Genomic DNA, 18276 nt, shown 5'->3' with positions numbered 1-18276 from the left:
ACAAACTCATTGTTAGAGCAAACCAAATTGCTTGGCAGGAGCTCAAAAATATGACCGCTTAAAACTGAGTGTGCGTAACATGAGTAAAGAGGCAAGCTTCTTTTCTGTCTCTTGTAGCCTTGCTGCCACGTCACGAATATTGTCATTAAACTGGCTGGCAATGGCTTCATTAAGATTATTAGGATCAACTTTCTTTTCAGTAATGTTTTCAGTGTGATGCCCATTTAGCAAAACCAATGTCGTTACTGCAATAACCGATCCTGTCAGAAGTTTTAAACCAAGGTGTTTTTTCATCGTACATACCCTCGACTGGCGTTAAAAGCTTCATGGAAAGGTCTATCAGAGACTAAAAATACCGTCGTCGTATCCTCTTTACCTCGTGGTCCTAGCGTATTGGTGGGATAGAAACTTGCTGTTTGCCAATGACCCACCATGCGTCTTGGGTCGACAATCACTTCTTTATTAAGTAGATTTTTTAATTCAATTGCAGTGACGTAAAAGGTACTTGCATGCCAAGAAATAAGTGGTCTTGCTTCAATGCTGACACCATAAAACAAAGGGATCTGCCGCCGAGTTTGCATGGGCGTTCGGTTAACGCCTTCGGGGATAACTAGTAGCCTCTCAGGTGAATATAATGATTGAATAGCAAAACGTGTTAACGAGATGGCATTAATGTCATAATCACTATTATTATCAGATGCAGGCTCGGTTTTTTCTTCTAACATTATCTCGATAGGAAGATTTGTGCTTTCTGACTCATCAGCTGTAAGGGAGAGGATGATGACATCACCCTCTGGCATTAATTGGACTAATAAACGTTGCTCAGCAAAAGCGTTTTTTGCTCTGAGATAAAGGGTATCTTGAACTTTTAAAACAGCAAGTTTGTCTGATGCTTCACTGTCAACAATACTGATTGCTTGAGGAAAATGAACCATGCGCTCTTTATTAAGTGTGAGGTTAACAGTAATAGGTTCTTTTTCCCAAAGCACATGCTCTGATTCAAGACAATACGCATGACAGCTACAAAGGAAAGTAAGGAGATAAGCGAGTTTTTTCATGGTGTTTTTTCTCCAGAAGAGGACGCTAATAAATCACGCACTAAATTTTCTGGTTGGCTGTAGCCATCCAGTGCTAGTTGAAAGGGATTTTGTAAGCGCGATAAAGTGACTTTGACGACACGAACATGGTAGTCGACGATTTTGTCTGCTATGACCATAGGATTATCGTCATTAATACGCTGCGTGATACGCAAAACCACATGGACTTCCCACGTGTTTTGACCTAATACTTTGACATCACTGTCTTCCATAAATCGATAAAGACTGGCGGTTTGCGAACGGTTAAACAATTGTGCTTCTTTGTATTTTGTAAGCGTTTGTTCCATCAAATCTTGATGTCTAGGAGTAAAGAAATAATGATATCCAGCAAGATTGGTTGCAAATTCATTCACACCTGATTTAGACCAAGTATTCAGCGTGGGAAATAAAGAGGCGACAAAACCCTGCACATATTCTTTGGAAATTTGACCTTCTTTTAATAATCCACCGTCTTGAGCCATGCTGGGGGTTAGCCAAAATTCATAACGATTGGGAAGGCTTGCAATGGTGAGCAACAATCCAAAAACAATCAGTGTAAGAATTGCGATAAATGTCAGCAATAATCGATTTATATGATGGAGACTATCGATACGTTTCCAATACTTAAACATGCTTTTCACCTATGATTGCTGCCATTTGCCAAAGACCTCGATGATGCAAATAAGGGGAGCGCTTCAAACCATAATGAGACAAGAGGAGTATCCATTTTTTCATTAAATATCCATGAGGTTTACCCGCTTTGATTCGAGCTGCTTGTCTAGGGCAAATGGTGATAGACACAATAAATCCTACGACAAATCCTATACATGCTAAGGCAAGTGGATAGCCCACAATAAACCCTAACAAAGCAAAGGAAATGCTAATTATAGGAGTTGTGATAACAGCGATGTAAAACAACTCCCTAAGGCTTAATCCTTTATAAGCCTCATAATCATGGGATAAATAACGAGAAGAAGGTTGCTGCATGATGCTCTCCTATATCTTAAATTTGGTGATCATGGTGTATCCGACATATCCCGCAACAATACTGATTGCAAGATAGGTGATCCCCATTACTGCAAAAGTACCAAACGCAACCATAGAGCCTTCGTTTTTCTTTGATTCTTCAATCCCATGCTGAACGGTAGTGATGAACTTAATAAAGCTGATGACTGCAGTAATAAACAGCAACAATCCCAAGCCTTGTTTCACATAATTGCCAGTAACGGTCATTAAGCTTTTATTCCCATCGCTGATATCATCCGCATTGGAAATTTTAGGAAACCAACTATCAGCCCATAATGCTGGCGCATAGTTGAGAGCCATAAACCCTGAGGCAAGTCGTGTAGTCCATTGGGTAACAGTTGTTTTAAGTGTTGACATGGTTAATTCCCCTTTACGATTAAAATCAAAATAAATAAGCAAAGTCCTATGACAATGCGGATAAGTCGAGAGCCGAGATGAATGAGAAAAGCGTTATCACTACGCTCTTCTTTTCCCATAAAATGATTTACTGCCCACATGGTCGCGAGAATGACTAGAGCAATGGCTGCAAATCGAATAAAGCTAGAGTAAGTTGCCGCACTGATATTGCCTGAAGCATAGCGAAAACTATCTGCAAATTGTTTGGCTATATCTGCTTTGCTCATGTTTATTGGCCTATAAAATCAAGTGCTAAGGGCTTGATGGTTTTGGGCGCTATGGCTGGTTTATTGATGTAATCAATCAAAGCATTTCTAATAGTGAATAAATCACTACGAAGACCAGAATGTTTTTTTCCATCAGTACCTTCAAAGCTTTCGATGTGTAATTGGATGCGCATATTAGGTTCAATTTCAGTCTGTGCTTCATCCAGCAGAGGCATGATGGCATTGATTTGATTGATGATACGTACCAAGGTTTGATTTAATGCGGTTTCAGATGCAAAACTTGATTGAAAACTCAGAATCAGCAAGCAAGTAAAAATAAATCGTTTCATATGTTCTCCTTACAAATATTTTTTAAAGCGACAGGCAGTGATAGAAACCATCACACTCAGCACAATGCTAAGTGGAACAAACAAAATGGCTGGGTTAATGCTTATGGGAAGGGCAAGCCAAACAGCTAAAATCCAAATAAATCCACGTTTGAAAAAACGATTTACTTGATGAAAAACGTAGGAAGATTCTCGTCCTAATGAGTAAGTGCGTATGGCGCGCTGATTAAGGCCATCTACAAGTCCAGCGGTCATGGTTAATGTGAATAAGGGTATAGCTGCGATTAAGATACTGAGCTTGATGATCATTAATTGAGTGGTTAAACGTATCAATGTCCAAAGTTGCAAGCTGAATAAATAAGCGTCTGTTAACGCTGGCGGCAATGAGGTTTTTATCTGAGTGAAATCGATGCTGGATAAATATTCAGTTGGTAAAACAGGGTGATACACTACTATCAGTTGGGTTTGCTCGCGTAATAATTGATTGATGACATGACAAGTTTTTTCAAATCCGAATAAAGTCCAGCGAGTCATTGTCCATGCCAATAACAATAACCAACCTAAAAAGAGTATGACAAACCAACTCATGATAAATCGTTTAGATTGCTTACGATTAGGCACTGTCATTGCCACACCTCACCCTGATAAACAATCAATGGGTAGTGACTAGAACCAATCAGATTTAATAGGTCATCAATATTTGCTGGCAGCAATGGCAGACCAGCTAAGGCTTGTAGCGCTTCAAATTGTTGGTGATCTTTGATATTGGTGATAAATCCAATGGCCTGATATTTTTTCAGTACATCAAGATGTTTCACTAACCAATTTTTTGAGTCGGCATCTCCGCCAATAATAAAAATGGTATTGGAAAATGCTAAACTATCTGTTTTATGTCGAGTCACAGTGCCTGGGGTTGCTTGACTTTTAGCGGGTAGACGTACATCAGTGGCTTCTTTTAGTGATAATGACTCTTGAGTAAGGGATTCTATTTCATAGATTTTATAGGCATAACAAGAGAACACCATCAACATACTTAAAGTTATGCTAATAACTTTAAGTATGTTAAACCCGTTCGCGGTGAGGAGGCGCAAATCGCCGTCTCGAACCGCCTTCACTAACATACCTTGCATATTAAAACCTCCCTATATCAACAATATGAGCATCGCTCTGATTAGCCAAAATCAATAACGGCGTTGCTTTTTCTGCGATACTAAGCGCTTGAAAATTCATCTCCCCATGATTTAAGGAGACATGCCCTTGGCTTACTAATTGTCTTGGAATTTGTTGAAGATTAGCCCACTGTTGAATGGCTAATTCATCAGCATCAATCAACATGATATGCAGTTGGGTATTAGGTGTTTTTTCAATGGCATCAATCAGCTGAAGAAGAATAGATTTAACTGAATCGTATGGTTTGATAAATAAATAAAGACGATCACCTACTGTTAATGTGACTGGTTGATGGGCATACGGAGAATAAGGGCTAGGGTCAAAATCACCTACAACTGGAACATTAGCAAAAAAATTATTATAGGCTTTGTGAAAAGCATTGTTCCAAGCAATGTTTTTTGTGACCTTTTGAGCCTCTTGTTCAGCAGCTATCATTGCAAAATGATTACGCTCAGCCTCATCACGTGCATTAATTCCTAAGATATCTAATGGGGTTAGCCGTAATCCTTTGTAATACACGCCACTTCGATTTTGCATCAGTATCACATAACGTTTTTCTTCGTCTAAGGTAAGCCCCCAGATTTTAGCTTCATGCAACTGTTGTTCATTTAACCTGATAGTCTGAATATCCTCATAGATGTCATCATCATTGTTGCTAAGGCCAGTACGAGCAAGTGTCTCATCAGCAAGTATTGAAGATTGCAGATGTTTTTCTTGAAGCATGGGTATTGCGAACTCAGCATGTCCTATGGATGTTATTAATAAGGCAATCAAGCTTATGGTGGGCTTATGCATCTTGTTCACCTTGGGCTTGAGCAAGAGCAACTTGTACATGCTCTTCTTTGTCATTGATAAATTCGGCTTGTTGTTTACTGAAATCCAAATGGGTAACGGTCCATCCTGCCAGTGTGTCGCCTTTTTCTAATGGAATGTATTTGTAATCATAGGTAACTGTTACCACACTGATTTGCTGAATGCTATCGATACTTACCAGAGTAAATGGTAGTGCCGTTAGTGGTAGGTATTTCACTGGATGCTGTTTATCATCCAAAGACTTGATGACCTTTTGTATGGAATCTAATTTATCATCCAGAGAAGTACGGTTTTCAAGCAGCAGTTGATTAATGGCATTCTCATCTTGTGGTTTTAATCCTTTGACCAGAGCTGCTAGGGTACGAATATCTTGGTTAATTGCTGTTAAATCTACTTTTTCCGTAGGTTTAGTAGCTTCATGATGAATTTTATCTAAATAAGTACGAACCTCTTGAAGTTGTGCTGTGATACTGCGTTCTTGAATAAATAATTTTCCTAGTAATACCGTGAGGCTTATTATAAGGACTGAATAACAGATGAAGAGAAATTTAGTTTTCATGCTTTTCTCCTAAAATTAACTTCGCGCAATAGTTGGTCTTGTCCTAAGGTAAATACAGATTTACCCACCAATACCTCCAGACCGTCCTTAACGGTCAGTGGCCCAAGGTTGCGATTCACTTGCGGGATGGGTTGTTTTAAAACAAGTTTTAAGCTGTCAGATTGTTTGTTTGTGGGAGCTAAGTGAAAACCTGAGTATTGCAGCCAATAGAGCAGCGCTTGTTCTATCGTTTGAATATCTTGAGAAAAATGAATTTGTTGAACTGACAACAAAGGATTGATTTGTGCCATTGAGGGTTTATTCTCTACAGTGGCATAACGGTTCACTTGCGTAACATTGGCGGCATTTGCAATCATCGTGAGGCCCATTAAGCCAATGAGTGATAATTTATACATCGATACTCCTTAAAGGGCTTGCGCATTGAAGCCCTGATGCTGATTACTTGTTGTTTGAATCTGGATTTGTTTGTTTGCGTATAAAAATCTCTTTTCTATCAACATCCACATGTTCTGGTGCCGAAAATCCTAATGCCACATTCCCTCTACGGGCATAAATCACCCTCACTTTAATTCGGCCATTGTCTAACCAAACTTCTTCATTTTTACGACGAGTTAATACCAACATCTTTGTTCTCCAGTTAACGAGGGTTCATGTTTAAAATGTGTTTTATTTTTTGCAGATTGAACTCAACCACTTTAGGGTTAGCCTTTTGATACACTTCTTTTTTCACAACAAACTGTCTGTTGCTAATCGCTTTACAGCAATCTACAAATTCAGGAATCGTGGGAGGGTGCTTACGGCTTATCGAACAAGTTCGCACGGCTTCCATGATGATAGGTTCTTGAAATGGATGTAGCGCTTGTAGCCATTCCTTTTTGGCAAATTCCAAGTATTCAGATGACTTAAAAAGCGTTCGCCAAAGATGACCATAAACAACAGAAAACTTTGCAAACATGCTATCAATAAGTGCAACGTGCTGTTTATTCATAATGGGTTTCTCCCGCGGATAATCCTGCTTTGCATGATTCCCAGAGGAAGTCGACAGGTTGTTGTTTTGGATGATGTCCTTGATTGATTTCATGATTATTCTCCTCTAGTACACTCACATCGATTTCATCTTCCCAGCAATGCTGAGCAAGCCAATTGGCTGGAAATTTCCATTTTGGGATCCATAGCCCTCGACTTTTTAAAGCGGTCGTAGCTTTGGTTTGTTCTTGAACAGCTTTGATGATGCGTTGAAAAAGTTCTTCTGATGGTTGGAGCTTTAAGAACTCTTCCCATGCTTTTTGTTTAGCATTCTTTTTGGGGTAAGCTTTCCAAAACGCCTCAAATTGCGCGCTCACACAAACAAGATCTTTTTCAGACTTCTGAGGTATGGCGGCTTGTGATGAGAAGGTGCTGGTGCCTTTTTGATTGTCTAGCTTATTCTCTCTTGAAAATACTGGTGTTTCAGCATGTTGATTTGAGGCTTGATAGACTGGTGGATTAGTGGCTGCTTTATTTTGGGCAGAATTATCCCCTAATACTAATAGACAGCGAATGATCAATTTCCAGTCTTGAGATTCAATATGAATAATTCCGATTCTCTCTAAACTTCTCAGAGCACGACGAATTTGATCTTTACTTGGACTACCACTTTGTATCCCTGGGTGTGGTTCAATATAGAGCTCTTCTGCAATCGATTGATAACTTATCCCTCTTTTAACGCCGACTTTAGCCGTTTGATAGTCGACATAAGGTCTAAGTCCTCTTAGGTAAACCAGTTGTTGTAGGTAGGGCAATCCGCTTAATGCCGACAGTTCCCTGTGATTTATTATCATGTTTGTCATGTCTGGTTGTTATCCTTAATATCAATTGGTTTCCGATTTGTTTTTGTTTGTGTTATGATGAAACACAACGATAGATATAGGAGAATTTTTAAAACGGTAAATTCTTTTTAATCATCAAAATAAAACAATTCGTTTTAATTTGTCTTAGAATATAAAACATATTGTTTTATGTCAATGGATTTTTTAACTATTATTAAAAAAGAGTTAGCATGGATCTAAAAACAGAAATCGGTAATCGTATTACCCAATCCCGAAAAGCATTGGGCATCACCATTAAAGAGCTCGCAGCAAGAACAGGCACGCTTTCAGCCGCTAGAATTAGCAACTGGGAGCAATGCACCCGAAGCCCTGGCCCATTAGAAGCTAAGCTTCTTGCAGATCAGTTAAACGTGTCTGCCTCCTACTTGTTGTGCTTAACCGATAATCCTCATGGTGAACTCCACACCAATAGAAAAGGTGCGAGACAGATCCCTGTCCTCTCAATTAAAGAAGCGATTCATGCTCAAGAAATCATAACAGGCGGTGCAAATCCAGATGCAGAGCAGCGCATAACCGTTGACGAATTTAATAAGTCGCTTGCTAGCACCGATCTTTTTGCTGTGATGATTGAAGACAACAGCATGCAACCTGATTTCCTGGAAGGTAATATAGTCGTGGTAAACTCCGATTTATCTCCTAAACCGGGGGATGTTGTCCTAGTCTATTTAGTTGAGAAAAAACAAACTGTGTTGCGGAAATATCGCGAGACACAAGACTGCCTATATCAATTACTTGCAAGCAATGAACTGTGGGCTATGTATGAAGTGAAAGATGTTAAAGATGCAAAGATATTGGGGATAGTGGTTGAGCATAGGCGCTATTTTTGATCGACATACGTTGCTTGAAATATATGAGGTAGCATGATGGACACAGTTTATGAAGAGTTAAAAAAAACTAGAAGAATCTTTGTGGCTAGAAGAAACACGATTTGATAACGAATATATGGATAAAGTTCTTGATGCTTCTTTCTTTGAATATGGTAGATCTGGAAAAATCTACACCAGAGATGAAATGATGTCTCATCTTCATCAAACAATAGGTGCGAAAATTCCCCTAGAAGACTTTAACGTGCATGATATTTCAGAACATGTAAAACTGGTGACTTATATAAGTGAAGTAGGTTCGGAAAAACTGCGTGCTAACCGAAGCTCTTTATGGGTACATGAGAAAAGGAGTTGGAAGCTAAGATTTCACCAGGGGACCCCTATTGAGTGAAATGAAACCCACGTAAAGAACAAGAGGAATAGATGTTAACAATCGACTACCTAAAAAATCACTCAGACAGCATTGGGGCGCTTGCCAAGATATGGCATGAAGTACTTGGTCAAATTTGGGCACCTGATGTACCCATTTCACGCGTGGAAGAGAATTTGAAAAACCATTTAAACATGGAGCAATTACCGCTTACGTTTGTTGCTTTCCATCAAAATCAACCTGTTGGTATGTGCTCTTTACGTATTAATGATGGTATTCGTCCCGATTTAACTCCCTGGCTGGGTTCCTTGGTAGTATCGCCACACTATCAAAAACAAGGCATTGCACAAATGCTGATTGATAGAACCAAAGAAAAAGCCTTACTGATGGGATATAAAACCCTTTATTTATTTGCTTTTGATTCAACCATTCCTGATTATTACCATCGCTTAGGGTGGAACAAGATTGGAATGGACGAATGTCGAGGCCATCCTGTCACTGTGATGGAGCACTCACTATGAAAAAACTCGGTACCTATCAAAGTCTATGTACAGAAGTATACGATCTCAGCAAACCGACGGCCCCTCAAGATGACTATTCTTTTTATCGTAGTTATGCAATGGAGGCGAACGGTCGCATTTTAGAACCTATGTGCGGCACAGGTCGATTTCTGTTACCCCTTCAAGAAGAGGGCTTTGATGTTTACGGTTTTGATGCAAGTGAAGCAATGTTAACGAGATTAGATGCTAAAGCTAAGGATATGCAGATTAAGCCTAATGTTGGACATGGTTTTCTAGAGGATCTCAGTCAATCGCAAACATATAAACTGATTTTTATCCCCACTGGCTCTTTCGGTCTTATCACAGGCTTAGAAGATATCCAGAAATCAATAAAAGCCGTTTATGATCATTTGGATAATCAAGGATGTTTTGTCTTTGAAGTTGAAACGCAATATGCAGTTCCAAAGGAACTCAACGTATGGCGTGGTTCAAGGTGGCGTTTACCAGATGGAAGAAAGATTTTGCTGAGCCAATTAGCGATACTCGATGGTGAGATTTGCTATTCTTTAGGCAAATATGAGTTAGTAGAGCAGGTATCTGTCATTCAAACAGAAATTGAGGAATATCAAATCCGCATTTACTACGATACTGCTTTTTTGACTAATCTATTGTTTTCAGCAGGTTTTAGTGAGGTGCGACAAGTAAAGGCATTTGACAGGACTAAGTCACCAGATGAAACAGATGAGAGCATTGTTTTTGAATGTAGAAAATAATATTTGTATTCTGAATAACTTAAAGCAAGCTTAAAAATAGAGTGATGATGAAAATATCTACAAAAAATGCGCCTCATTTCAGATGGGGGCAAGATTGTGATGGGTGGTGGCTGAAAAACGAAGGTCATTTTACGGTAGTGTATGAAATCATGCCTGCAGGTAGCGCTGAGTTAAAGCATTATCATCTAGAGACTGAACAGTTCTTTTACTGTTTGCAAGGGCAACTAACCATTGAGTTGGACAGTTTTAGCGAAACACTACAAGCACATCAAGGTCTAACGATTAAAGCGAATATACCGCACCAAGCCAAAAATAAGTCTGGTAAACCTTGTGTTTTCTTGGTGATATCGTCGCCCAATTTATCAGAAGGTAGGATAAATCTTGCGGAGAAATAAGCAAGCGCTTATTAACATTTTGACTGTCATTGTTCTATCCATGCTCTCAATTTTGCAGCAAATCGCCCTTGTCGACTCAATTGTAGAGAAGCAAAAGATTCAACACTTTTTATCAACCGGTATTCACCCAAAACAGCATGTATTGCCCAGCATCGATTGATGAGGTCAATGATATCCACTATATGTTGAGAGGATTCTAGACCGAGCCATTTTTTAAAACAGGATGCCTGCAACTGATTATATTGTTCCTTGGTCAGTTTTAAATATTCTGTAGTGCGAAACAGACAATTGTGAAAAGAGAAGAAGGGATGAGTAATGACAACCTCACCTAGATCAATCAAGGTAGTTTGGCTCGTTTTTGGATTGATCAATATATTTTTATCATGAAAATCAGCATGGCCGAAGGTATCTGGAATATTGTATTGTGCTAATTGCTCACAAATGGCTACCAGTTTTTTATCTAAAGTTTGCAGTTGAGTGATTTCCTCTGAAGTTAACCCGTCGTTTAGCAAGAGTTCTTTTTCATTCAATAACTGGCGATAGAGGGTTGGTAATTGGCATAAGCGCCAATCAGGAACCCCTAATGTTAAAAAGAGCTCGATGTTATCAGCCGATTGCATTTGCAGATCGGTATAATGTTGCAGTGTCTGGATTAAAATATCTGCATTAAAGCCTTGTTTGAATACATCATGAAGAGGAATGCCAGCATCTTGCATTAAAAAGCAATGATGCTCGGTGTTCTCTGCCAAAACCTGTGGAACATGTGCCTTAAATTGTGTTGCCAAGAGCTTGATAACCTGAGGCTCTAAAGCCAAAGCTTGTGGCACTTTTTTAAGATATACCCAACCAAGATCGGTATGAAAACGATATACTTTAGACCACGCCGTTTCCAAAACGATTTCTGGGATGGGGGTTTTAAGAGGGTATCCTAAATCATGTAAAGCTTCAGTCGCCCATTGGATATGATTCATGTGTTTTGCCTATATATGAAATAGGTTATTAATACTCGAAAGATAAAGCCCTAAATCAAAGAAGCACTCAATTTAGCAACTTCTATTGCCAAATCAGGAGAGCTACCATCCTCCAAATGCCAGGCAGCTGATAATCCTGCATAGGCTAATATCCAGTGCAGAAATAGATGATAATCTAAATCTGCCTCCGTGGCGATAATTTTAGCCTGCCTTTCCAATCTTCCAGGCACTAATGCACAAGTATAATCAGGATTACATAAGATATTGGCATAATCATAATATCTATTGCCTAGTAAGCCTTTAGGATCGATCGCTAGCCAACCGCTATCCCCAAAGTCTAATATATTTTGATGATGAATATCCCCATGTAATACCCTTGTTTCGCTTTGTTCTTCTAATAGTTTTTGAGAGGTTATAAGCGCTTGATGGAATATGCCCCCATGTTGTTTTGCAGCTAGCTTTAAGCTTCTAAACCATAAAGATAGAGGAACTATGTTATCAGGTAATGGTCGGTGAGTGACAGCATGTAATTTCTTAACAACTGAACAAATAATAACACTCGCTTCATCATCCTGATTATGTTTAACCATGTTAAACAAAGAGAGAGTTCCAGTAGCACGCGCCATCAGGATAGCAGTATCATCACTAAGCAGCACTTTTGCGGCCCCATGACCATTCCACCAGCGCATCACTTGACAGCCTATTTTCTCTTCTTCTATTAATGGAATTTTTAACATACAGGGTTGATTATCAAAAATAACCGGTAAAAGATGACTACTAGTCGTTAAAATGGGATCCCCATCTTCTATCAAACGCCATTTGGCTAAGTAAGGTAGAAATCTATTCATTCTAGTCTTCATGCTCCGGTTTCAAGGTAGAGGTATGGTAACTGTTTTCAAACTGTTTCCATTTATTTAGAAGCAATATCAATGTAAACACTACTAAACTTATCACAGCGATAATGATGATCCCAATGTTTTGAAACGACCCTCGATAATAAAATCCAGCTATTTGTAGCGTAATGGCACATAAAATGAGCCTGCCCCCTTGAATCATGGCAGAAACCTGGCCCTTGGCTTCAGGTTTATAATGTAAGCAAAGTGGATAAAGAATCGTTGAGGGAATTATCTGACCCACAATAAATGGGAACAATGATAACGTGATGAGCAATGGGTTCGTTGAGTTGACAAGGGTAGTTAATCCTAGACTAACCAGGCTCACGATAAAGGTATAGACAGACAGTATCAACCAGATTTTTTGTTGCAACTGATTCAAAAACCAACTAAACACAAAACATCCTAAAGCAAATACTAGGGCTAATGAGCCTTGATAATAGCCAAAGTGAGTCAAACTAACCCCTAATGCTTTGATATATAATAACGGTGACATCCCTACAAAAATCCAATAAGGAACAATCATTAAAATGATATGACCAATCAATAACATTAAAGGTTTTGACGATAACAATTCAACATAGCCTGATATCAGAGACTGTTTTTTGGATTTGGGTAAAGGATAATGAGGAATAAAAATGCAGGTCATCATCAATACCAATAGGCCTAGCAGAAGTAACGCGATAAAATTTCCCTGCCAGTGAAAATATAAAGCAATATAACTTCCCGCCACAGGAGCAAGCCCCACTGCAATATTCATGACGCCGTTTAACAATGCCATAAATCGTTGTTGTTCAGATAAAGGATAACTATCCGCAATGATCAAAAAGCTTAAAATAGAAGGAGCGGCGACACCAATTCCCTGTAAAAATCGACCGATAAGTAAACAGCCAAAGGTGGGTGCAAAAACACATAATAAGCTTCCCGCAACAAAAAGACTGAGTCCAATCAGCAAGATAGGTTTACGTCCATAGCGATCAGAAAATGCGCCAACAAAAAACAAACTCAGGCAATATCCTATAAAATTGACAGACAATAAGGCCTCTACCCAAAACGAGGATATATCAAACAGTGATTGTAATTCTGGGAAGCTGGGTACAAAGAGATCAAACTCCATTCCCGTGAGCAAATCCATCATGATGACAGAGAGTAATAAAAACAATTTAGACATGGTGATGGTCTCCTGTGGCTAAAACAAGGGTTCCTTGTTCAATGCTATAAGTGGTTTCAATAGAAATCGCTTTTAAAAAATCATTGTCATGTGAAATGATGAGTATGGCGCCTGGGTAAGCCCTTAAAATGTGAATGACATGTGTTCGTGTTTCCAGATCCAGGTTATTGGTCATTTCATCTAAAATGAGTAAAGCGGGAGGGTTTGCTGCGATAGCGCATAAAGAAAGACGTGCTTTTTCTCCCCCTGATAAGTTGGAGATGGAGGCGTCAACTTCTTCATTTTTACGAAATAGAAAGGTATTTAAATGCTTTCGGATGTCGGTATATGTTGTATTTGGCATGCAGGCGGTTACTAGTTGCAACACAGTTTGATCGTAAGGTAGATTTTGATAGTGCTGATCTAAATAACCAATGTTTGAGCGCCTAGGCGTAGTCCAATCGCCAGTTTTGATGACATCTTTATCTTCTAACAGGGCTTTGATGAAGGTTGATTTGCCAGAGCCATTATCGCCACAGATGGCCACACGCGCTTTAGGAGACAGATGGAAATGAATGTCTTTTATAATCACAGCACCATGCGCGTAGCGAATAGTTCCATGGTTGATACTGACGCTTGCTTTTATTTGTGTGCAGGCATTTAATTGAAATTGGGGTTGTATCACTTCATGGCGATAGAGCATTGATAAATCATCTAGCAAGTTTTGTTTTTGGTTCTCAATATGCTGTATGCGCTTATCACCGGTTTTGACGGCATTTGCCAATTTAGTATGAGAACGTACTGTTGGCCACTTGCGCTTATGTATATTTTTTTCACCATTGATTTTCATGCGCTTACCGCGTTCCTGTTCTTTCATTAAAGCCTCATGAGCCTCTCTTTTCTGTTGTTTAAGGTTTGCCAGTTCGTGCTCAATTTTGAGGGTTTTTGCTGCTATTTCTCGTTGATAATCGTCATAGTTTCCATGAAAAACATGGACCATCCCATGTTGAATATGCCAAATGGTATCAGCGATCGTTTTCAATACTTCCACATCATGCGTGACCATAATCAAGGTACCCGTGTAATACTGAAGATGTTTGATTAATGCCCGTCGGTTTTTATTGTCTAAATGATTGGTGGGTTCATCTAACAGCAATAGGTTGGGATCTAAGCTGAGGGACTTCGTAAGTGCTCTATTGAGTCTCTCCCCACCACTGAATGAGCTGTCATTTTCTATGAGTTGTGGAAGATAACCAATACGTAAATCATTGGGTAGAATCAGGGTGCCATCATAGTGAGTATAAGTACCTTGAAGTATTTTGAGTAAAGTTGATTTTCCTTCCCCATTGCGACCAATAATAGCAATTCTGCTGCCATATAAAATGTGGCTGTTAAAGTCAGAAAAACAGGTTTTATGAGGAAAAAATAAACTGAAATCTATCAGTTGAATAGGCTTATGCATACGATGATACTCTTAAATATGAATGAGGGTGAGTCCAAAAACGGTTACCCAAACTTGGGTATATTTAAGCGTTGATTTTCATCGGATTTCAAAAGCCTCGTATGAGATGTGTACAATCAAAGAACAATGATATAATAAATGGCGATAAAATTCAAATAATATTGCAGGCCATATTCTACAAATGAATAGCTATAATTAAAAATACCTTATGCAAAGTGATGTTATAGATATGACGATTGCACAGGATTTTATTAAAAAATTACAAAATGCCACAGGGGAGGATCTCTTACCCAAAAAATTTTGGGAAGATTTTTCTAGTGATATTGATATACCTACATTTCAAGATGCTTTGGATAAATATGCTGAATACTACAGAAGTTTGTCCCAATCCCAAAAAAAAGAAATGTCTAAGATATTTTGGGAGCAAATTAAAGCTCTTGGTACCCCTATCGTTGAAGCAAATTCCGATGGTCAATCACAGGTCTATTTTCTATTTCCTAGAGATAGGTTGTCAGATAGTGAAGAGGGTATAGGTACAAAAAAAGAGCTTTATCTTCAAGGTGATTTTCATGGATATGGTTCGACGCTAAAAGAAACTCAGGAGTTACTACAACTGCCTGGTACTGATGTCATGTCGCGTAGTAACACAATGCCGAAAGATTCGTTGGTAACTTATTATTATGTACAACTAGAGCCTGAGCATGGTAATAAAGAAGCAACGCATTTTTATGGAGATGTAGCCTATCAACCGCCTTCATTTTTTCCTGTAAAACTTAGTGATCTGCCTGCAGATAAGCCTCCAACAAAAACAAAAGAAGAATTAGAAGCAGCAGATGCATTATTTAACGGCCCTCAAAGTGTACTTATTGATGAGTTTAGTAAATATCACAAAATGTATGCCCTCAGAGACAGTTTTTTTTGTGCTGATCCCAATAACGAAATGTCACATTTAGGTTTACCTGCTAAGGATAACAGTATCTGGGGTTTTTTGTCTGATTTAGAAAAAAAAGCCAGGGTTTGTCTGGTAAGTAAAGATGATGAGGTTATGGAATATCCATCTAATTCAACAGATCTTTCCAAATTTTCTCGCTCAATCCATGTTTTCGCACCGCCGGGTAGTGATGACATCGATCAAGTTATCATCATTAGTGATGGTAAGTTTTACCAATTAGGCAATGCGGTAGATCGTCTCGACAAACTACTCAGTCAAAAAACCGCTGTAATATTTATTTCAGCAGAAGAAGGTATTTTAGAAGAAGCAACAAAGAAAGGTGTTGAGTTTGAAGCAACAGATGCATTGGCTGGCATGGGGTTAAGGACCGTTGACTTTAAATATAGAACAGATGAATATGCCGAGTTTATTCATCAAAAATTGCTGCCAGCATTAGTGGATCGTGGAATCAAAATACCAGATGATCCTAATAAAAGAGTATTGGTGGGTGCCAGTTTAAGTGGAACTGCTAGTCTTTATATGGGAATAACCCATCCTGAATGGTTTGGTAAGGTCGTAGCACAGTCGCCCTCAATCGACAATAGAGGACAACTTGAAGAAATAATTACTAGTGGAAAAAAACTGCCACCACCTGACATTTTTCTAAGTTGTGGCGAGTTTGAAAGCCCCAAATACGCCAAAAATTTAAATATTCCTTTTGCTGAAGAATTAGCAGGACACTTAGGTATCAAGTTACACAGATACTATCACGGCCATCAAATGGAAGGATGGAGCCCTCAACTAGAGGAGGCATTGCCTGCGCTTGGTCTTAGCATTGAAGCAGATCAAAACCTCGGATCAACATTATCTCCTGAGGTTGCTCGAGAAATTAGTCAACAATATAGGGGAGCTTTAAAAGACGCCAAAACTGCGTCAGTGGATGAGAATAAAGCACTTTCTCCTTTTCAAATTACACTAAAACCCTCAGACGACTCATGAAATATAATTGGTTTGATAAACTAATTTCATAACAGAGCTTCCCTTTGCCAAGCCCTCTCCATTGCACCTTTTGGTAAAAAAATGGATTGCAGATATTCAAATGATTGCATTCGATCTTCACCGCCTTCGTCAGACAGAAAGATATATTCGCAATATTCGGCTATGTCTTGGATGATGCGTTCAAACCGATAGTAGCAAATGGCCTCATGATTTATCTTGGTTTTGCCATAGCCTTGATAAAAAAGATTTTCCTCGTCAAATGGTAAACGACCGCTATCACTAATACCAGCGCCGATAAACATGAGATCACGTTCTTTGGGGGCAAAGATGAGTGTATCCCAATCAACAATATAAAGGGCGTCTTCTTTATCAACAAGCAAATTCCAGCCATGGATATCTGCGTGGCATAAAATATATTCAAGCGGTTGTTTGTGGAGTGTGATGGCGAGATTGCCAGCACGTTCAATAAGCTTGAGTATTTGGCTACTTTCAGATTTAAGGAACAATGCCATTTTCGCCGCAACAGACTCCTCAAAAACTTCATTTTCAATGAGTTCAAGAAATGCTTTGACGGTTTCCCTCCATGTAGAAGAGAATGTTTCTCGAAGTACACCTTTTGTTATGATGCTTGGAATATCTATGCTGTGAAACTTTTTCATTGTTTGACCAAACTCAACCCATTGCTTATCTGATAGTTTGACCTCCACTCCATTACACCCCTCCACATAGGGGTAGAGAATGACTTTGAAGGATCCCAGGCTTGTCAAAAGTTGGTTTGTTTTGCTTACAAGAGGGGAGATCACTTGTTTGATACCCAATGAAGCCAAGTATTGTGGAACTAATACCGAAGCATCAATAAACTCACCGCGTCGTAATTTTAAAAAGTAATCTTTTTCGCTGTTTGTTGTGACCTTGTAAACAGCTGTATTAAAATCGGCACCAATTGGAAGGAATGAGATTTTTTCTACACTCAGTCCGTAGGCATTTTGTACACAACTGGCAATGTCTTCATCTTTGAGATTGGGTTTTATCAGCATGTTTATTGTGAATATGTTGTTGTGTTTGTCATGTTGATATCGATATCTGAAGGAGCGGGTGCAAAAATGCTTTGCTCTGCTAAATCGGATATTTTTTCAAGCGGATTAATTGTACCATTTCCTAGAAGCCCTGGAATATTATCTAGCTCATTAATGACAACTACTTTCTGTCTTGACATGGTAGTAAATGACTTAAACGATTTGATATTATCAGATACAAAGGCATAATATTTAACTGGCAATGCTGTGTCTGCATTTGTATTAACAGTGACTGATGAAGAGCGAGGCGTTATAGCTTCTCCGCCGCAACCTGTTGAGCTAATCTTTGAAATTACTATCAGCTGTTCATTTACTTGATAGACGTCTTTTATTTGAAGCTTAAATGATGTATCTCTAAATGTGATTGTACAGTTAATGGCTTGGCGCATAAAATTCTCCTGTTGGTAACAGCCTGTATACCTTCTATTCCAGAAACCATCATATAATAAAATTGACTTCAAAGAGATACAG

The 18276-nt window shown here is 38.9% G+C and carries 26 protein-coding genes and 1 pseudogene; 6 read left to right on the top strand and 21 right to left on the bottom strand.

Features of this window, described 5'->3' with window-relative positions:
* Positions 1-42: 42 nt before the first annotated feature.
* Genes Lsan_RS19575 through Lsan_RS19505 form a run of 15 tightly spaced genes read right to left on the bottom strand, consistent with a single transcriptional unit; the run spans position 43 to position 7422 of the window.
* Positions 43-294 (bottom strand): hypothetical protein, encoded by a 252-nt coding sequence (locus Lsan_RS19575; RefSeq protein ID WP_058515783.1) that lies wholly within the window; start codon positions 292-294, stop codon positions 43-45.
* Entirely contained in the window at positions 291-1058 is a 768-nt protein-coding gene (locus tag Lsan_RS19570; RefSeq protein WP_058515782.1) for a TIGR03749 family integrating conjugative element protein, read from the bottom strand. Before Lsan_RS19570 ends, Lsan_RS19575 begins: the two co-directional genes overlap by 4 nt.
* A complete protein-coding gene (locus Lsan_RS19565; RefSeq protein ID WP_058515781.1) occupies positions 1055-1708 on the bottom strand; it encodes a DUF2895 family protein in 654 nt (217 codons plus the stop codon). The genes Lsan_RS19570 and Lsan_RS19565 overlap by 4 nt, the downstream gene beginning before the upstream one ends.
* On the bottom strand, positions 1701-2063 hold the full coding sequence (locus Lsan_RS19560) for a TIGR03750 family conjugal transfer protein (RefSeq protein ID WP_058515780.1): 363 nt from the start codon (positions 2061-2063) through the stop codon (positions 1701-1703). The genes Lsan_RS19565 and Lsan_RS19560 overlap by 8 nt, the downstream gene beginning before the upstream one ends.
* Before the next feature lie 9 nt (positions 2064-2072).
* Positions 2073-2459, bottom strand: coding sequence for a hypothetical protein (locus Lsan_RS19555; RefSeq protein WP_058515779.1), 387 nt, complete (start codon positions 2457-2459; stop codon positions 2073-2075).
* 2 nt (positions 2460-2461) lie between these two features.
* Entirely contained in the window at positions 2462-2725 is a 264-nt protein-coding gene (locus tag Lsan_RS19550; protein ID WP_058515778.1) for a hypothetical protein, read from the bottom strand.
* A 2-nt stretch (positions 2726-2727) separates the two neighbouring features.
* Positions 2728-3054 carry a hypothetical protein gene (locus tag Lsan_RS19545; protein ID WP_058515777.1) on the bottom strand — a complete coding sequence of 109 codons (327 nt, stop codon included), beginning with the start codon at positions 3052-3054 and terminating at the stop codon, positions 2728-2730.
* A 9-nt stretch (positions 3055-3063) separates the two neighbouring features.
* Entirely contained in the window at positions 3064-3678 is a 615-nt protein-coding gene (locus tag Lsan_RS19540; protein ID WP_058515776.1) for an IncC plasmid conjugative DNA transfer DtrJ family protein, read from the bottom strand.
* A complete protein-coding gene (locus tag Lsan_RS19535) occupies positions 3675-4181 on the bottom strand; it encodes a PFL_4695 family integrating conjugative element protein (protein WP_058515775.1) in 507 nt (168 codons plus the stop codon). Before Lsan_RS19535 ends, Lsan_RS19540 begins: the two co-directional genes overlap by 4 nt.
* A 1-nt stretch (position 4182) precedes the next feature.
* Positions 4183-5016, bottom strand: coding sequence for a TIGR03759 family integrating conjugative element protein (locus Lsan_RS19530; protein WP_058515774.1), 834 nt, complete (start codon positions 5014-5016; stop codon positions 4183-4185).
* A complete protein-coding gene (locus Lsan_RS19525) occupies positions 5009-5593 on the bottom strand; it encodes a hypothetical protein (protein WP_058515773.1) in 585 nt (194 codons plus the stop codon). The genes Lsan_RS19530 and Lsan_RS19525 overlap by 8 nt, the downstream gene beginning before the upstream one ends.
* Positions 5590-5988, bottom strand: coding sequence for a PFGI-1 class ICE element type IV pilus protein PilL2 (gene pilL2, locus Lsan_RS19520; RefSeq protein WP_058515772.1), 399 nt, complete (start codon positions 5986-5988; stop codon positions 5590-5592). Before pilL2 ends, Lsan_RS19525 begins: the two co-directional genes overlap by 4 nt.
* A 43-nt stretch (positions 5989-6031) precedes the next feature.
* Positions 6032-6217: a carbon storage regulator gene (locus Lsan_RS19515; protein WP_058515771.1), complete on the bottom strand. Its 186-nt coding sequence runs from the start codon at positions 6215-6217 to the stop codon at positions 6032-6034.
* 13 nt (positions 6218-6230) lie between these two features.
* The gene (locus Lsan_RS19510) at positions 6231-6581 is read right to left on the bottom strand and encodes a hypothetical protein (protein ID WP_058515770.1); all 351 of its coding nucleotides are present in this window, start codon (positions 6579-6581) and stop codon (positions 6231-6233) included.
* Complete coding sequence (locus Lsan_RS19505; protein ID WP_058515769.1) at positions 6574-7422, bottom strand: hypothetical protein; 849 nt, start codon at positions 7420-7422, stop codon at positions 6574-6576. The genes Lsan_RS19510 and Lsan_RS19505 overlap by 8 nt, the downstream gene beginning before the upstream one ends.
* A gap of 209 nt (positions 7423-7631) precedes the next feature.
* Between Lsan_RS19505 and Lsan_RS19500 the strand changes: the two genes are divergently transcribed.
* From Lsan_RS19500 to Lsan_RS19480, 5 genes and pseudogenes are all read left to right on the top strand, one after another.
* Positions 7632-8288: a LexA family protein gene (locus tag Lsan_RS19500; protein WP_058515768.1), complete on the top strand. Its 657-nt coding sequence runs from the start codon at positions 7632-7634 to the stop codon at positions 8286-8288.
* 76 nt (positions 8289-8364) lie between these two features.
* A pseudogene (locus Lsan_RS19495) lies at positions 8365-8676 on the top strand (nuclear transport factor 2 family protein); the annotation flags it as partial.
* 32 nt (positions 8677-8708) lie between these two features.
* Positions 8709-9176, top strand: a complete 468-nt coding sequence (locus Lsan_RS19490; RefSeq protein WP_058515766.1) for a GNAT family N-acetyltransferase — start codon at positions 8709-8711, stop codon at positions 9174-9176.
* Positions 9173-9928, top strand: a complete 756-nt coding sequence (locus Lsan_RS19485) for a class I SAM-dependent DNA methyltransferase (protein ID WP_058515765.1) — start codon at positions 9173-9175, stop codon at positions 9926-9928. The genes Lsan_RS19490 and Lsan_RS19485 overlap by 4 nt, the downstream gene beginning before the upstream one ends.
* A 47-nt stretch (positions 9929-9975) precedes the next feature.
* Positions 9976-10323, top strand: a complete 348-nt coding sequence (locus Lsan_RS19480; RefSeq protein ID WP_058515764.1) for a cupin domain-containing protein — start codon at positions 9976-9978, stop codon at positions 10321-10323.
* A gap of 26 nt (positions 10324-10349) precedes the next feature.
* On the opposite strand, the gene Lsan_RS19475 is transcribed toward Lsan_RS19480, so the two are convergent.
* From Lsan_RS19475 to Lsan_RS19460, 4 genes are read right to left on the bottom strand one after another with little or no spacing between them, the layout of a single operon-like run.
* Positions 10350-11294 carry a phosphotransferase gene (locus tag Lsan_RS19475; RefSeq protein WP_058515763.1) on the bottom strand — a complete coding sequence of 315 codons (945 nt, stop codon included), beginning with the start codon at positions 11292-11294 and terminating at the stop codon, positions 10350-10352.
* 50 nt (positions 11295-11344) lie between these two features.
* Positions 11345-12142: an aminoglycoside phosphotransferase family protein gene (locus Lsan_RS19470; RefSeq protein WP_065236326.1), complete on the bottom strand. Its 798-nt coding sequence runs from the start codon at positions 12140-12142 to the stop codon at positions 11345-11347.
* Position 12143: 1 nt separating this feature from the next.
* The gene (locus Lsan_RS19465) at positions 12144-13358 is read right to left on the bottom strand and encodes an MFS transporter (RefSeq protein WP_058515761.1); all 1215 of its coding nucleotides are present in this window, start codon (positions 13356-13358) and stop codon (positions 12144-12146) included.
* The gene (locus Lsan_RS19460) at positions 13351-14799 is read right to left on the bottom strand and encodes an ATP-binding cassette domain-containing protein (RefSeq protein WP_058515760.1); all 1449 of its coding nucleotides are present in this window, start codon (positions 14797-14799) and stop codon (positions 13351-13353) included. The genes Lsan_RS19465 and Lsan_RS19460 overlap by 8 nt, the downstream gene beginning before the upstream one ends.
* A gap of 208 nt (positions 14800-15007) precedes the next feature.
* Between Lsan_RS19460 and Lsan_RS19455 the strand changes: the two genes are divergently transcribed.
* Entirely contained in the window at positions 15008-16729 is a 1722-nt protein-coding gene (locus Lsan_RS19455; protein ID WP_058515759.1) for an alpha/beta hydrolase-fold protein, read from the top strand.
* Positions 16730-16755: 26 nt separating this feature from the next.
* On the opposite strand, the gene Lsan_RS19450 is transcribed toward Lsan_RS19455, so the two are convergent.
* Together Lsan_RS19450 and Lsan_RS19445 are read right to left on the bottom strand one after the other, a co-directional pair.
* Positions 16756-17766: a phosphotransferase enzyme family protein gene (locus tag Lsan_RS19450; protein ID WP_058515758.1), complete on the bottom strand. Its 1011-nt coding sequence runs from the start codon at positions 17764-17766 to the stop codon at positions 16756-16758.
* Positions 17767-17768: 2 nt separating this feature from the next.
* The gene (locus tag Lsan_RS19445) at positions 17769-18194 is read right to left on the bottom strand and encodes a hypothetical protein (RefSeq protein WP_058515757.1); all 426 of its coding nucleotides are present in this window, start codon (positions 18192-18194) and stop codon (positions 17769-17771) included.
* Positions 18195-18276: the final 82 nt, after the last annotated feature.

Source organism: Legionella santicrucis, assembly GCF_001468135.1.
GTDB classification, from domain to species: domain Bacteria; phylum Pseudomonadota; class Gammaproteobacteria; order Legionellales; family Legionellaceae; genus Legionella; species Legionella santicrucis.
The sequence above is the reverse complement of the archived record's forward strand: the minus strand, read 5'-3'. Positions and strand labels throughout refer to the sequence as shown.

What these genes read in the sequence shown, in the direction of transcription:
- Lsan_RS19575 (WP_058515783.1), bottom strand. Translation starts at nt 294, where the DNA reads ATGAAAAAACACCTTGGTTTAAAACTTCTGACAGGATCGGTTATTGCA.
- Lsan_RS19570 (WP_058515782.1), bottom strand. Translation starts at nt 1,058, where the DNA reads ATGAAAAAACTCGCTTATCTCCTTACTTTCCTTTGTAGCTGTCATGCG.
- Lsan_RS19565 (WP_058515781.1), bottom strand. Translation starts at nt 1,708, where the DNA reads ATGTTTAAGTATTGGAAACGTATCGATAGTCTCCATCATATAAATCGA.
- Lsan_RS19560 (WP_058515780.1), bottom strand. Translation starts at nt 2,063, where the DNA reads ATGCAGCAACCTTCTTCTCGTTATTTATCCCATGATTATGAGGCTTAT.
- Lsan_RS19555 (WP_058515779.1), bottom strand. Translation starts at nt 2,459, where the DNA reads ATGTCAACACTTAAAACAACTGTTACCCAATGGACTACACGACTTGCC.
- Lsan_RS19550 (WP_058515778.1), bottom strand. Translation starts at nt 2,725, where the DNA reads ATGAGCAAAGCAGATATAGCCAAACAATTTGCAGATAGTTTTCGCTAT.
- Lsan_RS19545 (WP_058515777.1), bottom strand. Translation starts at nt 3,054, where the DNA reads ATGAAACGATTTATTTTTACTTGCTTGCTGATTCTGAGTTTTCAATCA.
- Lsan_RS19540 (WP_058515776.1), bottom strand. Translation starts at nt 3,678, where the DNA reads ATGACAGTGCCTAATCGTAAGCAATCTAAACGATTTATCATGAGTTGG.
- Lsan_RS19535 (WP_058515775.1), bottom strand. Translation starts at nt 4,181, where the DNA reads ATGCAAGGTATGTTAGTGAAGGCGGTTCGAGACGGCGATTTGCGCCTC.
- Lsan_RS19530 (WP_058515774.1), bottom strand. Translation starts at nt 5,016, where the DNA reads ATGCATAAGCCCACCATAAGCTTGATTGCCTTATTAATAACATCCATA.
- Lsan_RS19525 (WP_058515773.1), bottom strand. Translation starts at nt 5,593, where the DNA reads ATGAAAACTAAATTTCTCTTCATCTGTTATTCAGTCCTTATAATAAGC.
- pilL2 (WP_058515772.1), bottom strand. Translation starts at nt 5,988, where the DNA reads ATGTATAAATTATCACTCATTGGCTTAATGGGCCTCACGATGATTGCA.
- Lsan_RS19515 (WP_058515771.1), bottom strand. Translation starts at nt 6,217, where the DNA reads ATGTTGGTATTAACTCGTCGTAAAAATGAAGAAGTTTGGTTAGACAAT.
- Lsan_RS19510 (WP_058515770.1), bottom strand. Translation starts at nt 6,581, where the DNA reads ATGAATAAACAGCACGTTGCACTTATTGATAGCATGTTTGCAAAGTTT.
- Lsan_RS19505 (WP_058515769.1), bottom strand. Translation starts at nt 7,422, where the DNA reads ATGACAAACATGATAATAAATCACAGGGAACTGTCGGCATTAAGCGGA.
- Lsan_RS19500 (WP_058515768.1), top strand. Translation starts at nt 7,632, where the DNA reads ATGGATCTAAAAACAGAAATCGGTAATCGTATTACCCAATCCCGAAAA.
- Lsan_RS19490 (WP_058515766.1), top strand. Translation starts at nt 8,709, where the DNA reads ATGTTAACAATCGACTACCTAAAAAATCACTCAGACAGCATTGGGGCG.
- Lsan_RS19485 (WP_058515765.1), top strand. Translation starts at nt 9,173, where the DNA reads ATGAAAAAACTCGGTACCTATCAAAGTCTATGTACAGAAGTATACGAT.
- Lsan_RS19480 (WP_058515764.1), top strand. Translation starts at nt 9,976, where the DNA reads ATGAAAATATCTACAAAAAATGCGCCTCATTTCAGATGGGGGCAAGAT.
- Lsan_RS19475 (WP_058515763.1), bottom strand. Translation starts at nt 11,294, where the DNA reads ATGAATCATATCCAATGGGCGACTGAAGCTTTACATGATTTAGGATAC.
- Lsan_RS19470 (WP_065236326.1), bottom strand. Translation starts at nt 12,142, where the DNA reads ATGAATAGATTTCTACCTTACTTAGCCAAATGGCGTTTGATAGAAGAT.
- Lsan_RS19465 (WP_058515761.1), bottom strand. Translation starts at nt 13,358, where the DNA reads ATGTCTAAATTGTTTTTATTACTCTCTGTCATCATGATGGATTTGCTC.
- Lsan_RS19460 (WP_058515760.1), bottom strand. Translation starts at nt 14,799, where the DNA reads ATGCATAAGCCTATTCAACTGATAGATTTCAGTTTATTTTTTCCTCAT.
- Lsan_RS19455 (WP_058515759.1), top strand. Translation starts at nt 15,008, where the DNA reads ATGCAAAGTGATGTTATAGATATGACGATTGCACAGGATTTTATTAAA.
- Lsan_RS19450 (WP_058515758.1), bottom strand. Translation starts at nt 17,766, where the DNA reads ATGCTGATAAAACCCAATCTCAAAGATGAAGACATTGCCAGTTGTGTA.
- Lsan_RS19445 (WP_058515757.1), bottom strand. Translation starts at nt 18,194, where the DNA reads ATGCGCCAAGCCATTAACTGTACAATCACATTTAGAGATACATCATTT.